Origin of the sequence: Streptomyces sp. NPDC019531 (assembly GCF_044903305.1) — a bacterium.
GTDB lineage: Bacteria > Actinomycetota > Actinomycetes > Streptomycetales > Streptomycetaceae > Streptomyces.
This window is the reverse complement of record NZ_JBJDQL010000068.1, coordinates 17634-30695: the sequence shown is the minus strand read 5'-3', so window position 1 is coordinate 30695 and position 13062 is coordinate 17634. Positions and strand designations below refer to the sequence as shown.

The window sequence follows — 13062 nt, the reverse complement described above, 5'->3', positions numbered from 1 at the left end:
AAGAGGGTGTAAGCGGCCGGAGCCAGGCTCATCGCCGTACCCGGATGGCCGTTACCGACCTTCTGTACGGCGTCGGCGGCCAGGACGCGAGCGGTGTCCACCGCCCGCTGGTCCAACTCGGTCCACTCGAGGTCTGTGGTGGTCGGCTTGGTGCTCACCCTGGGTCAGGGCTCCTCTCCACATGTCACGCATGTCGAATGCCGGTGCACGGGACGCCCGGCCGTTGTCGAGCCTACCCCCGCAAGTACGTGCGTTTTTTCGAGTCATTCCAGACTGCCGGGAGTGTCGGTGATCCGCCTCCCCACTGGCCCGGATCGCATTCGGCAACTGAATACGCAGCCGCTCGTCCGCGTGCTCAACAGAGTGACGCTGAGCTCTTCCGCGAGCGTCCTCGGACACGACCCGACCCCCGCGAATGCCGGGGTATGGGCAACGTCTACAGTGGCGTGGTACGCGCGGGCCTTTACCGGGACTTCACACGGCCGAGGCTTGCTGGGATGTCTCTGTAGGGGTGTGCGTGACGGCCGTCGAATCCCGTCCTGGGGGCACCTCCCAGGCCGTTAAGGCTCTGGGGGAGGGTGTGCTCGGTGCGAGCCAGAGCCCGGTTCACCGGCCGTTCGGGGCCCGTGTCAAGGCGTTCGTGGCGCTGACCAAGCCTCGGATCATCGAGTTGCTGCTCATCACCACCGTGCCGGTGATGTTCCTGGCGCAGCAAGGTGTGCCGGACCTGAAGCTGGTGCTGCTCACCTGTGTCGGCGGTTACCTCTCGGCGGGCGGCGCCAACGCGCTGAACATGTACCTCGACCGTGACATCGACGCGCTCATGGACCGCACCTCGCAGCGTCCACTGGTGACCGGCATGGTGTCGCCGCGCGAGTGCCTGGCCTTCGGCATCACGCTGGCGGTCGTCTCGACGCTGCTGTTCGGTCTCGCCGTCAACTGGCTGTCCGCCTGGCTGTCGCTCGGAGCGCTGCTCTTCTACGTCGTCGTCTACACGATGATCCTCAAGCGGCGTACCTCGCAGAACATCGTGTGGGGCGGCATCGCCGGCTGCCTGCCGGTGCTGATCGGCTGGTCGTCGGTCACGAACTCCATGTCGTGGGCGCCGATCGTCCTCTTCCTCGTCATGTTCTTCTGGACGCCGCCGCACTACTGGCCGCTGTCCATGAAGGTGCGCGAGGACTACGCGCGCGTGGGCGTGCCGATGCTGCCGGTCGTCGCGTCCAACAAGGTGGTCGCCAAGCAGATCGTCATCTACAGCTGGGTGATGGTCGCGGTCTCGCTGCTGCTGACCCCGCTCGGCTACACCGGCTGGTTCTACACGGCGGTCGCGCTGCTCGCCGGCGGCTTCTGGCTGTGGGAGGCGCATGGGCTGCAGAACCGTGCCAGGGCCGAGGTGACGGGGGCGAAGCTCAAGGAGATGCGGCTGTTCCACTGGTCGATCACCTATGTGTCGATCCTGTTCCTCGCGGTCGCGGTGGATCCCTTCCTGAGGTAAGGGTCACGTCGCAGCCGTCTCTACTGGTCGGTAGCATCCTGGTCATGGCAGACACGCAGCAGGTTGACGCGAAGGCCGAGCGCAAGGTCGCCCGGCTCGCCAAGCAGATCAGCGCCTTCTCCAGGGAGCACGGCGGCGCCGAGGGTCAGTTGGCCTACATCGGTGAGCGCGGTGCCCGGATCGTCCTCGTGGGCGAGGACGGCGGCTGGGGCGACCTGGTGGCCCCCTCGTACGAGATCGCCGAGAAGGCCGTCGAGAAGTCCGGCATCACGGTCCACGAGGACTTCGACGGCGAGTTCGCGGCCAAGGTGAAGACGGGGCCGTACGAGTGGAGCCGAATGGCGGGCATCCAGCTCGGCGGACCGAGTAACGGCTGATCAACCACGCCCCAAAGGGGCGCGGGGAACGGCGCGATCAGCCATGACGGACCCGCAGTCGCGCGAAGGCCTGTGCCGTCCCACCGCGGGCGAAACGGCTCAACTCGCGGAGCGTTTCGCACGGGTGTGTGACAGCAACACCTGACGCCCGGTTCACCCGTTAGGACCCGTGAGTAGCGACACGGTCCACGTACGGGGAGCCCGGATGATCGAAACGCCGTCCCTCGTGGACCAGTACTGCCACGGCGTACTGCGCACGGAGCTGGGCCTCGGCACCTTCGAGGCACAGCTGGCCCGAACCGAGGGCCCGCCCGCCGCGGGGACCACGCTGTTCGACACCCAGACGGGTTTCGCCGTACGACGCTGGTGCCCGCCCTTACTCGGCCTGGAACCGCACTGTCCGCCCTCCCGCTATCTGGCCCGGCGCCGTGAACTGGGCGTACTGGAAGCGGGCCGCAGGCTGCTGCGCGGCAGCGGCATCACGACCTATCTGGTCGACACGGGGCTGCCAGGCGACCTCACCGGGCCCACCGAGCTGGCCTCCGCCGCGGCCGCCGAGGCCCGCGAGATCGTACGACTGGAACTCCTCGCCGAACAGGTCGCCGACACCTCCGGCACCGTCGAGTCCTTCCTCGCCAACCTCGCCGAATCGGTGCACGGGGCCGCCGGCGACGCCGTCGCCTTCACCTCGGTGGCGGGCGTACGGCACGGTCTCGCGCTCGCGCCCGAGCCACCGGGGCCGGGAGAGGTGCGGGGCGCTGCCGGGCGGTGGCTGGCGGGCCGCCGGGTGGGCGGCGAGCTGTCCGATCCCGTTCTCCTACGACACGTGCTGTGGATCGCGGTGGCCTCCGGGCTGCCCCTCCAACTGCACGCCGGGCTCGGCGAACCGGGCCTGCGTATCGACCGCACCGACCCCGTGCTGCTCACCGACTTCGTCCGTGCCACCGCCGGCCTCGGCACCGACCTCGTCCTGCTGCACAGCTACCCCTATCACCGGCATGCCGCCCACCTCGCCGGGGTCTTCCCACATGTCTACGCCGACTCCGGCGCCGCCCTCGTCCGCACCGGCGCTCGGGCGGCCACCGTCCTCGCGGAGATCCTGGAATTGGCTCCCTTCGGCAAGATCGTTTTCTCCAGCGGCGCCCACAGCGTGCCCGAACTGCATGTGGTGGGCGCTCGTCTGTTCCGCGAGGCGTTGGCCCGGGTGCTGGGCGGCTGGGTCGTGGAGGGGGCCTGGTCACTGACGGACGCGCAGCGGGTGGCGGGGCTGATCGCGGCGGGGAACGCGCGGAGGGTCTACGGGCTGGAGTGAGCTGTACAGGAAGGCTTCATGCAGACCGATGCATTACTGCACCGCTTTCTCGCCGGGCTGGCCCCGCGCTGCACTGCACGTATCTGACCCCTTCGGCCGACCTTGGCCGGCGCCATCTCACCTGGGCGCATGCGGAACTGTGTGCAGCTCACGCCGGGTCACCGGGCTGACCGGCCGCGTGGAGGTCGTGGCGGACATCCGTGGGCGCCGCTACGGCGTGCCTGTGTCCACCGTCGTCCTCGGGGTCGAGGACAGGGCGGCGCTGACCCGGAGCTACCTGGGCCCGGCGATCGACGAGCTCGTGGCGGCGTACGGCTGAGCGGGCACCTCGGGCAGCTCGCCCTCGGGCCGCTCCCGCAGGGCCAGCAGGACCCGGAGCACCGCGATCCACACCAGGGCCGAGCCCAGCATGTGGAGGCCGACCAGGAACTCGGGAAGGTCGGTGAAGTACTGGACGTAGCCGATGACGCCCTGGGAGAGGAGGACCAGGAAGAGGTCGCGGGTGCGGTGCAGGGGGCCCTTGGGGGCGTCGACCGCCTTGAGGATGAACCACAGGGCGAAGGTCAGCGACACCACGATCCAGGCCAGGACCGCGTGCACCTTGCTCACGGTCTCCCAGTCCAGCGGCATCCGCTCGACCTCGCTGGAGTCGCCGGCGTGCGGTCCGGCGCCGGTCACCACGGTGCCGACGAGGATCAGCAGGGCGGCGGCCGCGACCATGAACCACACCAGCTGCTGGACCGGCTTGCCGACCAGCGGGCGGGGTGCCGTGTCGCCCTCGCGGGTGCGCTGCCACATCACCGTGGCGACCGTGATCAGGGCCGTCGTGGCCACGAAGTGCGCCGCGACGGTGTACGGGTTGAGACCCACGAGGACGACGATGCCGCCGAGGATCGCGTTGCTCATCACGATCCAGAACTGCGCCCAGCCCAGCCGAGTCAGCTGGCGTCGGTACGGCTTCTCGGAACGCGCGGCGATGATCGCCCACCCGACGGCCGCACACAGCACGTACGTCAGCATCCGGTTGCCGAACTCGATGGCACCGTGGAAGCCCATCGCGCTGGTCGCGGTCAGCGAGTCGTCCGTGCACTTGGGCCAGGTCGGACACCCGAGCCCGGACCCGGTGAGCCGCACGGCCCCACCGGTGACCACGATGACCACCGCCATCACAACGGCGGAGAGCGCTGCTCGCCGGACCGTGCGGGGGGTGGGGGTCCAGCGCGCGGCGATGAAGGCGAGGGGGTTGCGCACGGCGGCTCGGGCGTCGGCGGGGGTCAGCTTTGGCACGGGTCCATCGTAGGGGGCCGCTTGTGCACGCGTTCACGAGGGCCCCCGATCCCACGCCTACTCCCAGCGGAAGAACCGCCCCGCCGCAGCCAGCCCCACAACCGCCCACACCGCCAGAATCCCCAGATCCGCCCACGGCACCCCACCTCCGTGCTGCAGCACATCCCGCAGTCCGTCCGACAGCGCCGAGATCGGCAGCAGGCCGAGGACGTCCTGGGCGCCCTGGGGGAACTTGTCCAGGGGGACGATGACCCCGCCGCCGATCAGCAACAGCAGGAACACCAGGTTCGCGGCCGCGAGGGTCGCCTCTGCCTTCAACGTGCCGGCCATCAGCAGGCCAAGGCCCGAGAAGGCCGCCGTGCCCAGGACGAGCAGGAGCAGGACGGACAGGGGGTTTCCGTGCGGTGACCAGCCCAGGGCGAAGGCGATCGCTGTCAGCAACAGCACTTGCAGGATCTCCGTGACCAGGACCGACGCCGTCTTCGCCGCCATCAGGGCCCAGCGGGGGAGCGGGGAGGAGGCAAGGCGCTTCAGGACTCCGTAGCGGCGTTCGAAGCCGGTGGCGATGGCCTGGCCCGTGAAGGCCGTGGACATGACGGCGAGGGCCAGGATGCCGGGGGTCAGGAAGTCCACCGGCTCGCCCGCGCCCGTGTCGACGATGTCCACCGAGCTGAAGAGGGCCAGGAGCAGGGTCGGGATCACCACCGTCAGCAGCAGTTGTTCGCCGTTGCGCAGGAGCATCTTCGTCTCCAGCGCCGCCTGGGTCGTGATCATGCGTCCCAGAGGGGCCGCCCCCGGCTTCGGCGCATAGGTACCCACAGTCACGAGCGCAGCTCCTTGCCGGTCAGCTCCAGGAATACGTCTTCGAGGGTGTGCCGTTCCACCGAGATCCGCTCCGGCATCACCCCGTGCTGTGCGCACCACGACGTCACCGTCGCCAGGAGCTGGGGGTCGACCTTGCCGCCGACCCGGTAGGAGCCGGGGGTCAGCTCCGCCGCCGTGCAGTCGGCGGGAAGGGCCTTCAGCAGGGACCCCACGTCCAGGCCCGGTCGGCCCGTGAAACGCAGGGTGTTCTCGGCGCCGCCGCGGCACAGTTCCTCCGGAGTGCCCTGGGCGATGACCCGGCCGCCGTCGATGATCGCCACGTCGTCGGCGAGCTGCTCGGCCTCGTCCATGTGGTGCGTGGTGAGGATGACCGAGACACCGTCCGTCCGCAGGTCTCGGACCAGGTCCCAGGTGGCGTGCCGGGCCTGTGGGTCGAGGCCGGCGGTCGGCTCGTCCAGGAACACCAGTTCCGGGCGGCCGACCACGGCCATCGCAAGTGCCAGGCGCTGCTGCTGGCCGCCGGAGAGGCGGCGGTACGTCGTCCTGCCGCAGCCGCCCAGGCCGAGGCGTTCGATCAGCGCGTCCACGTCCAGGGGGTGCGCGTGCAACCGGGCCACGTGCCTGAGCATCTCGTCGGCCCGGGCACCCGAGTACACGCCCCCGGACTGGAGCATCACACCGATCCTCGGGTGCAGCTCACGCGCCTGCCGCACCGGGTCGAGGCCCAGGACCCGTACCGTGCCGGAGTCCGGCTTCCGGTAGCCCTCGCAGGTCTCGACCGTCGTCGTCTTGCCCGCGCCGTTGGGCCCGAGTACGGCGGTCACGCCCGCCCGGGCCACCAGGTCGAGGCCGTCCACGGCGGTCTTCGTGCCGTACCGCTTCACCAGGGCGTGGACCTGGACCACGGGCTCACTTCGCATGGGCCCGAGTCTAGGTTCGCCGCCCGGGTCGCAGTCGGGCGGGTGCAGGATCTCCACCTGGACCTCCACCCGGATCTCCGCCCAGGGGGTCCCCCAGCTCGTCCTCCCGTGAGCGGTGCAGCGTCAGCCACCGCTCCGCGTACCGCACGGCGTCCGCCACCGGGAACAGCCGCACGTCGGCCGCGCCCACCTTTCCCCGTACGACGACGGCCCGGTCCCGCTCGAAGTCGTATCCCAGCTCGTCGAAGCGGTCGGAGGTGATCGACACCTCCGTGACCACCTCCCAGCCGTCCGGTCCAGGGCGGCCGACCCTCACCAGCGGGGTCGGGATGCGGTACTCGGCGAGATGGAAGCTCGTGCACGTGTCGTAGCCCGCGCCGAGGAGCAGCACGCGCGCGTGGAGGGCCTCCAGACGGGCCAGCGGGCTGTGCTCGCCGAGCCGGCAGTCGGGCGCGTGTCCGTCCAGGACGTCACGCGCGCGGGGGCCTGTCGCCGCGAAGGAGGTCTGCGGGTGCGCGCTGCGCAGGGCGCCGGGCCAGGTGCGTACGGTCTCCGGTATCACGCCGACCCCGCGGGAGGGTGTGACGAGGGGGTCGTAGGCGGGCATGGTCGTTCGGATCGTCGGCCACCAGTCCTCGGGCACCGGCGGGTCGCTCCACACCGCCGGGTCCGAGAGGTCGCCGGTCTGGGTGGGGACCACGAGGGTGCCGTCCGGGCCGAGGGCGTCCAGGAGTCCCCGGACCACCGCGACGGGGCCTCCGCAGACCCAGCCGAGGGCGCTGAGGGAGGAGTGCACGAGGAGGGTCTCGCCGCTCTTGACACCCAGCTCGCGCAGCTGCCCGGCGAGGGTGTCGCGGGTGACAAGTGGGCCGGTGGGAGGTGGTTTCGGCATGGTTCGGGAGTGTCCCTGACAGGGACGCCGAATGCCACCGCTTTGATCGATCGGTGATCGTTTGCGCAGGTCAGGTTAGGTGGACCTAAGTGATGCAGGGCACCGTCCGGCGGGTGGGACGCGGCTTGCCCGGTCCTGAGGAATTACGCAACAATGGCGTTGTGAAAAACGTCGGCGAGGCTCGGGCAACCCCCACGGGGGCCCCTCAGGAGGAGCTCGCGACCGGTGAGCGGTCCACCCGCAACCGCGTCGCGCGATCCATCCTGGACCACGGCCCCTCGACCGTCACCGAGTTGGCCGGGCGGCTGGGGCTGACGCCGGCGGCCGTACGACGTCATCTGGACGCGCTCGTGGCCGACGACGTCGTGGAAGCCCGGGAGCAGCGGGTGTACGGCGCGCGGACGCGCGGCCGTCCCGCCAAGGTCTTCGCGCTCACCGACTGCGGCCGGGACGCCTTCGACCAGTCCTACGACAAGCTCGCCGCGGACGCCCTGCGCTGGATCCAGGAGCGGTTCGGCGGGGACGAGGCGGTCGTCGCCTTCGCACGCGCGAGGATCGCCGAACAGGCCGCCGCGTACCGCAAGGCCGTGGAGGCCGCCGCCCCCGAGGAGCGCACCGAAGCCCTGGCCAAGGCCCTGAGCGCGGACGGGTACGCTGCTACGGCGCGGAGCGCACCGGTCGGCGAGCAGCTCTGCCAGCACCACTGCCCGGTGGCCCATGTCGCGGAGAAGTTCCCGCAGCTGTGCGACGCCGAGACGGAGATCTTCTCGCAGCTGCTCGGGACGCACGTCCAGCGACTTGCAACCATCGCCCACGGTGACGGCGTCTGTACGACATTCATCCCAAAGATTTCCAAGAACACCCATAACGCATCTGCAAGCACCGCCGGGAGGAACCCCGCATGACACTCCCCATCGAGGAGACTGCCCACCCCGAGCTCGAGGGTCTGGGCAACTACGAATACGGCTGGGCCGACTCCGACGTGGCTGGTGCCTCTGCCAAGCGCGGCATCAATGAGGACGTCGTCCGGGACATCTCCGCGAAGAAGTCCGAGCCGGAGTGGATGACCAAGCTTCGCCTCAAGGGTCTGCGCCTGTTCGGCAAGAAGCCCATGCCGAACTGGGGCTCCGACCTCTCCGGCATCGACTTCGACAACATCAAGTACTTCGTGCGTTCCACGGAGAAGCAGGCGGAGTCCTGGGAGGACCTGCCCGAGGACATCAAGAACACGTACGACAAGCTCGGCATCCCCGAGGCGGAGAAGCAGCGCCTCGTCGCCGGTGTCGCGGCCCAGTACGAGTCCGAGGTCGTCTACCACCAGATCCGCGAGGACCTGGAGGAGCAGGGCGTCATCTTCCTGGACACCGACACCGCGCTGAAGGAGCACCCGGAGCTCTTCAAGGAGTACTTCGGCACCGTCATCCCGGTCGGCGACAACAAGTTCGCGTCGCTGAACACCGCGGTGTGGTCCGGCGGTTCCTTCATCTACGTGCCGAAGGGCGTGCACGTCGAGATCCCGCTCCAGGCCTACTTCCGGATCAACACCGAGAACATGGGCCAGTTCGAGCGGACCCTGATCATCGTCGACGAGGGTGCCTACGTGCACTACGTCGAGGGTTGTACGGCCCCGATCTACAAGTCGGACTCGCTGCACAGCGCCGTGGTCGAGATCATCGTCAAGAAGAACGCCCGCTGCCGCTACACGACCATCCAGAACTGGTCGAACAACGTCTACAACCTGGTCACCAAGCGCGCCGTGGCGTACGAGGGCGCGACCATGGAGTGGATCGACGGCAACATCGGCTCCAAGGTCACCATGAAGTACCCGGCCGTCTACCTGATGGGCGAGCACGCCAAGGGCGAGACCCTTTCCATCGCCTTCGCGGGCGAGGGCCAGCACCAGGACGCCGGCTCCAAGATGGTCCACATGGCGCCGAACACCTCCTCCAACATCGTCTCCAAGTCGGTGGCCCGCGGTGGCGGCCGTACCTCGTACCGCGGTCTGGTCGAGATCGGCGAGGGCGCCCACGGCTCCAAGTCCAACGTGCTGTGCGACGCGCTGCTCGTCGACACCATCTCCCGCTCCGACACGTACCCCTACGTGGACGTCCGCGAGGACGACGTGTCCATGGGCCACGAGGCGACCGTCTCCAAGGTCTCCGAGGACCAGCTCTTCTACCTGATGAGCCGCGGTCTGAGCGAGTTCGAGGCGATGGCCATGATCGTGCGCGGCTTCGTCGAGCCCATCGCGAAGGAGCTGCCGATGGAGTACGCCCTTGAACTCAACCGGCTGATCGAGCTCCAGATGGAGGGTGCGGTCGGTTAGTCACCGGCCCCCACCCCGTCGTAAGTCCCATAAGAGTCAGGAAGAGAGCACACCGACAGCCATGGCTGAGGCTCAGAACTCCCCCACCCTCGAATCCGCTCGGGCGGGGGGACCCCCACCGCTGGGATCCACCACCGCCGGCTCGATCGCGGTGGCCGCCGAGTCGACCGTCGCCACGCGCATGAGCGCGCCCCCCTCCTTCGACGTCGCGGACTTCCCGGTCCCGCACGGCCGCGAGGAGGAGTGGCGGTTCACCCCGCTGGAGCGCCTGCGCGGGCTGCACGACGGCACCGCGGTCGCCTCCGGCGACGGTGTGAAGGTGGACGTACAGGCCCCCGAGGGCGTCACCGTCGAGACCGTCGGCCGTGACGACGCCCGGATCGGCAGGGCGGGCACCCCCGTGGACCGTGTCGCCGCCCAGGCGTACTCCGCGTTCGAGGTGGCCGGTGTGATCACCGTCCCCAAGGAGACGGTCCTCACCGAGCCGATCCGGATCGCCGTGCACGGCGAGGGCGGTACCGCCTTCGGCCACCAGGTGATCGAGCTGGGCGCCTTCGCCGAGGCCGTCGTCGTCATCGACCACACCGGTGACGCCGTCGTCGCGGCCAACGTCGACTATGTCCTCGGTGACGGCGCCAAGCTGACCGTCGTCTCCGTTCAGGACTGGGACGACAAGGCCGTGCACGTGGGCCAGCACAATGCGCTGATCGGCCGGGACGCCACCTTCAAGTCGTTCGTGGTCACCTTCGGCGGCGACCTCGTACGCCTCCACCCGCGCGTCGCCTACGCCGGCACCGGCGGCGAGGCCGAGCTCTTCGGCCTCTACTTCACGGACGCCGGCCAGCACCAGGAGCACCGCCTTCTGGTCGACCACAACACCCCGCACTGCAAGTCGAACGTCGCCTACAAGGGCGCGCTCCAGGGCGACGACGCGCACGCCGTGTGGATCGGTGACGTGCTCATCGAGGCCAAGGCCGAGGGCACGGACACATACGAGATGAACCGCAACCTCGTCCTCACGGACGGCGCCCGGGTCGACTCAGTGCCGAACCTGGAGATCGAGACCGGCGAGATCGTCGGCGCGGGCCACGCGAGTGCGACCGGCCGCTTCGACGACGAGCAGCTCTTCTACCTGATGGCCCGCGGCATCCCGGCCGACGAGGCCCGCCGCCTGGTGGTCCGCGGCTTCTTCGCGGAGCTGGTCCAGCAGATCGGTGTCGACGACATCGAAGAGCGGCTCCTTGTGAAGATCGACGAGGAGCTGGAGGCCACTGTCTGATGGCCTTCGTACGAGCCTGTGGGCTGAGCGAGCTGGAGGAGGACACCCCGAAGCGGGTGGAACTCGACGGCACGCCGGTCTCGGTCGTGCAGACCGAGGGGGAGGTGTTCGCGATCCACGACATCTGCTCGCACGCGAACGTCTCGCTCTCCGAGGGCGAGGTGGAGGACTGCCAGATCGAGTGCTGGCTGCACGGCTCCAGCTTCGACCTCCGCACCGGCAAGCCGTCCGGCCTTCCCGCGACGCGCCCCGTCCCCGTATACCCCGTAAAGATCGAAGGGGACGACGTGCTCGTCTCCCTCACCCAGGAGTCCTGAGGCACCCATGGCAACGCTTGAAATCCGAGACCTGCACGTCACCGTCGAGGCCGACAACGCCACGAAGGAGATCCTCAAGGGTGTCGACCTGACCGTGAAGCAGGGCGAGACGCACGCCATCATGGGCCCCAACGGCTCCGGCAAGTCGACCCTCGCCTACTCCCTCGCGGGTCACCCGAAGTACACCATCACCGGCGGCACCGTCACCCTCGACGGCGAGGACGTCCTGGAGATGTCCGTCGACGAGCGCGCCCGCGCGGGCCTGTTCCTGGCCATGCAGTACCCCGTCGAGGTTCCCGGCGTGTCCGTGTCGAACTTCCTCCGTACCTCCGCCACCGCCATCCGCGGCGAGGCCCCCAAGCTGCGCACCTGGGTGAAGGAGGTCAAGGAGACCATGGAGCGCCTCAACATGGACCCCGCCTTCGCCGAGCGCAACGTCAACGAGGGCTTCTCCGGCGGTGAGAAGAAGCGCCACGAGATCCTCCAGCTGGAGCTGCTCAAGCCGAAGATCGCGATCCTCGACGAGACGGACTCCGGTCTGGACGTCGACGCGCTCCGGGTGGTCTCCGAGGGCGTCAACCGCGTCCGTGAGACCGGCGAGGTCGGCACCCTGCTGATCACGCACTACACGCGCATCCTGCGCTACATCAAGCCCGACTACGTCCACGTCTTCGCAGGCGGCAAGATCGTCGAGTCCGGCGGTGCCGAGCTCGCCGACAAGCTGGAGAACGAGGGCTACGAGGCTTACACGAAGGGTGGCGCATCCGAGTGACACAGCTGCCGGGCCTCCTCGACACAGAGGCGATCCGCAAGGACTTCCCCATCCTGGACCGCCTGGTCCACGACGACCGGAAGCTCGTCTACCTGGACAACGCGGCGACCTCGCAGAAGCCGCGCCAGGTGCTGGACGCCCTGAGCGAGTACTACGAGCGCTACAACGCCAACGTCCACCGCGGTGTGCATGTGCTCGCCGAGGAGGCCACGGCGCTGTACGAGGGCGCGCGCGACAAGGTCGCCGAGTTCATCAACGCGCCCTCGCGGGACGAGGTGATCTTCACCAAGAACGCCTCCGAGTCGCTCAACCTCGTCGCCAACATGCTGGGCTGGGCCGACGAGCCCTACCGTGTGGACTCCGAGACCGAGATCGTCATCACGGAGATGGAGCACCACTCCAACATCGTGCCGTGGCAGCTGCTCGCGCAGCGCACGGGTGCGAAGCTGAAGTGGTTCGGCCTGACCGACGACGGCCGTCTCGACCTCTCCAACATCGACGAGATCATCACCGAGAAGACGAAGATCGTCTCCTTCGTGCTGGTGTCCAACATCCTCGGTACGGTCAACCCGGTCGAGGCGATAGTGCGCCGGGCGCAGGAGGTCGGCGCGCTCGTCTGCATCGACGCCTCGCAGGCCGCGCCGCACATGCCGGTCGACGTCCAGGCCCTCCAGGCCGACTTCGTGGCCTTCACCGGGCACAAGATGTGCGGCCCGACGGGCATCGGCGTGCTGTGGGGCCGGCAGGAACTCCTGGAGGACCTGCCCCCGTTCCTCGGCGGCGGCGAGATGATCGAGACCGTGTCGATGCACTCGTCGACCTACGCTCCCGCCCCGCACAAGTTCGAGGCGGGCACCCCGCCGATCGCGCAGGCGGTCGGTCTGGGCGCGGCGATCGACTACCTGTCGTCGATCGGCATGGACAAGGTCCTCGCCCATGAGCACGCGCTGACCGAGTACGCGGTCCAGCGTCTGCAGGCGGTCCCGGATCTCCGGATCATCGGCCCGACCACGGCCGAGGACCGGGGCGCGGCGATCTCCTTCACGCTCGGCGACATCCACCCGCACGACGTGGGCCAGGTCCTCGACGAACAGGGCATCGCGGTCCGGGTCGGCCACCACTGCGCGCGGCCGGTCTGCCTCCGGTACGGAATTCCCGCGACCACGCGAGCGTCGTTCTATCTGTACTCCACGCCGGCCGAGATCGACGCGTTGGTCGACGGTCTGGAGCACGTACGGAACTTCTTCGGCTGAGAGG

At 69.0% G+C, this 13062-nt stretch carries 15 protein-coding genes; 10 read left to right on the top strand and 5 right to left on the bottom strand.

What is annotated here, in order from left to right:
- Positions 1-158, bottom strand: a 158-nt coding sequence (locus ACI2L1_RS41930) for a hypothetical protein (RefSeq protein WP_159054418.1), incomplete at its 3' end; no start/stop codon positions are given.
- 353 nt (positions 159-511) lie between these two features.
- Between ACI2L1_RS41930 and ACI2L1_RS41925 the strand changes: the two genes are divergently transcribed.
- The 4 genes from ACI2L1_RS41925 (at position 512) to ACI2L1_RS41910 (ending at position 3506) form a co-directional block, all read left to right on the top strand.
- A complete protein-coding gene (locus ACI2L1_RS41925; RefSeq protein WP_404744727.1) occupies positions 512-1498 on the top strand; it encodes a heme o synthase in 987 nt (328 codons plus the stop codon).
- Positions 1499-1542: 44 nt separating this feature from the next.
- Positions 1543-1875, top strand: a complete 333-nt coding sequence (locus ACI2L1_RS41920) for a hypothetical protein (protein WP_404744726.1) — start codon at positions 1543-1545, stop codon at positions 1873-1875.
- A 205-nt stretch (positions 1876-2080) separates the two neighbouring features.
- Complete coding sequence (locus ACI2L1_RS41915) at positions 2081-3187, top strand: amidohydrolase family protein (RefSeq protein ID WP_404744725.1); 1107 nt, start codon at positions 2081-2083, stop codon at positions 3185-3187.
- 139 nt (positions 3188-3326) lie between these two features.
- A complete protein-coding gene (locus ACI2L1_RS41910; protein ID WP_404744724.1) occupies positions 3327-3506 on the top strand; it encodes a hypothetical protein in 180 nt (59 codons plus the stop codon).
- Here the strand turns inward: ACI2L1_RS41910 and ACI2L1_RS41905 are convergent.
- From ACI2L1_RS41905 to ACI2L1_RS41890, 4 genes are read right to left on the bottom strand one after another with little or no spacing between them, the layout of a single operon-like run.
- The gene (locus tag ACI2L1_RS41905; RefSeq protein WP_404744723.1) at positions 3461-4474 is read right to left on the bottom strand and encodes a heme A synthase; all 1014 of its coding nucleotides are present in this window, start codon (positions 4472-4474) and stop codon (positions 3461-3463) included. The genes ACI2L1_RS41910 and ACI2L1_RS41905 overlap by 46 nt on opposite strands.
- 57 nt (positions 4475-4531) lie before the next feature.
- Positions 4532-5248 (bottom strand): ABC transporter permease, encoded by a 717-nt coding sequence (locus ACI2L1_RS41900; protein WP_404744730.1) that lies wholly within the window; start codon positions 5246-5248, stop codon positions 4532-4534.
- 47 nt (positions 5249-5295) lie between these two features.
- Complete coding sequence (locus tag ACI2L1_RS41895; RefSeq protein ID WP_404744722.1) at positions 5296-6219, bottom strand: ABC transporter ATP-binding protein; 924 nt, start codon at positions 6217-6219, stop codon at positions 5296-5298.
- 10 nt (positions 6220-6229) lie between these two features.
- On the bottom strand, positions 6230-7111 hold the full coding sequence (locus ACI2L1_RS41890) for an aminoglycoside N(3)-acetyltransferase (RefSeq protein WP_404744721.1): 882 nt from the start codon (positions 7109-7111) through the stop codon (positions 6230-6232).
- 161 nt (positions 7112-7272) lie between these two features.
- On the opposite strand from ACI2L1_RS41890, the gene ACI2L1_RS41885 reads away from it, so the two are divergent.
- The 6 genes from ACI2L1_RS41885 to ACI2L1_RS41860 all read left to right on the top strand — a co-directional run bounded on the left by ACI2L1_RS41885 (position 7273) and on the right by ACI2L1_RS41860 (position 13058).
- Positions 7273-8016, top strand: a complete 744-nt coding sequence (locus ACI2L1_RS41885; protein ID WP_404744720.1) for a helix-turn-helix transcriptional regulator — start codon at positions 7273-7275, stop codon at positions 8014-8016.
- On the top strand, positions 8013-9437 hold the full coding sequence (gene sufB / locus ACI2L1_RS41880) for a Fe-S cluster assembly protein SufB (protein ID WP_404744719.1): 1425 nt from the start codon (positions 8013-8015) through the stop codon (positions 9435-9437). The genes ACI2L1_RS41885 and sufB overlap by 4 nt, the downstream gene beginning before the upstream one ends.
- A gap of 61 nt (positions 9438-9498) precedes the next feature.
- Complete coding sequence (sufD, locus tag ACI2L1_RS41875; protein WP_404744718.1) at positions 9499-10716, top strand: Fe-S cluster assembly protein SufD; 1218 nt, start codon at positions 9499-9501, stop codon at positions 10714-10716.
- On the top strand, positions 10716-11033 hold the full coding sequence (locus ACI2L1_RS41870; protein ID WP_031057580.1) for a non-heme iron oxygenase ferredoxin subunit: 318 nt from the start codon (positions 10716-10718) through the stop codon (positions 11031-11033). The genes sufD and ACI2L1_RS41870 overlap by 1 nt, the downstream gene beginning before the upstream one ends.
- Positions 11034-11040: 7 nt before the next feature.
- Complete coding sequence (gene sufC / locus ACI2L1_RS41865; RefSeq protein WP_404744717.1) at positions 11041-11805, top strand: Fe-S cluster assembly ATPase SufC; 765 nt, start codon at positions 11041-11043, stop codon at positions 11803-11805.
- Positions 11802-13058, top strand: coding sequence for a cysteine desulfurase (locus ACI2L1_RS41860; RefSeq protein ID WP_404744716.1), 1257 nt, complete (start codon positions 11802-11804; stop codon positions 13056-13058). Before sufC ends, ACI2L1_RS41860 begins: the two co-directional genes overlap by 4 nt.
- Positions 13059-13062 lie beyond the last annotated feature (4 nt).

Bases quoted from the DNA above. Each gene is read 5' to 3' on its own strand.
- ACI2L1_RS41920 (WP_404744726.1), top strand. From the start codon at position 1,543: ATGGCAGACACGCAGCAGGTTGACGCGAAGGCCGAGCGCAAGGTCGCC.
- ACI2L1_RS41915 (WP_404744725.1), top strand. From the start codon at position 2,081: ATGATCGAAACGCCGTCCCTCGTGGACCAGTACTGCCACGGCGTACTG.
- ACI2L1_RS41900 (WP_404744730.1), bottom strand. From the start codon at position 5,248: ATGATCACGACCCAGGCGGCGCTGGAGACGAAGATGCTCCTGCGCAAC.
- ACI2L1_RS41895 (WP_404744722.1), bottom strand. From the start codon at position 6,219: ATGCGAAGTGAGCCCGTGGTCCAGGTCCACGCCCTGGTGAAGCGGTAC.
- ACI2L1_RS41890 (WP_404744721.1), bottom strand. From the start codon at position 7,111: ATGCCGAAACCACCTCCCACCGGCCCACTTGTCACCCGCGACACCCTC.
- sufB (WP_404744719.1), top strand. From the start codon at position 8,013: ATGACACTCCCCATCGAGGAGACTGCCCACCCCGAGCTCGAGGGTCTG.
- sufD (WP_404744718.1), top strand. From the start codon at position 9,499: ATGGCTGAGGCTCAGAACTCCCCCACCCTCGAATCCGCTCGGGCGGGG.
- ACI2L1_RS41870 (WP_031057580.1), top strand. From the start codon at position 10,716: ATGGCCTTCGTACGAGCCTGTGGGCTGAGCGAGCTGGAGGAGGACACC.
- sufC (WP_404744717.1), top strand. From the start codon at position 11,041: ATGGCAACGCTTGAAATCCGAGACCTGCACGTCACCGTCGAGGCCGAC.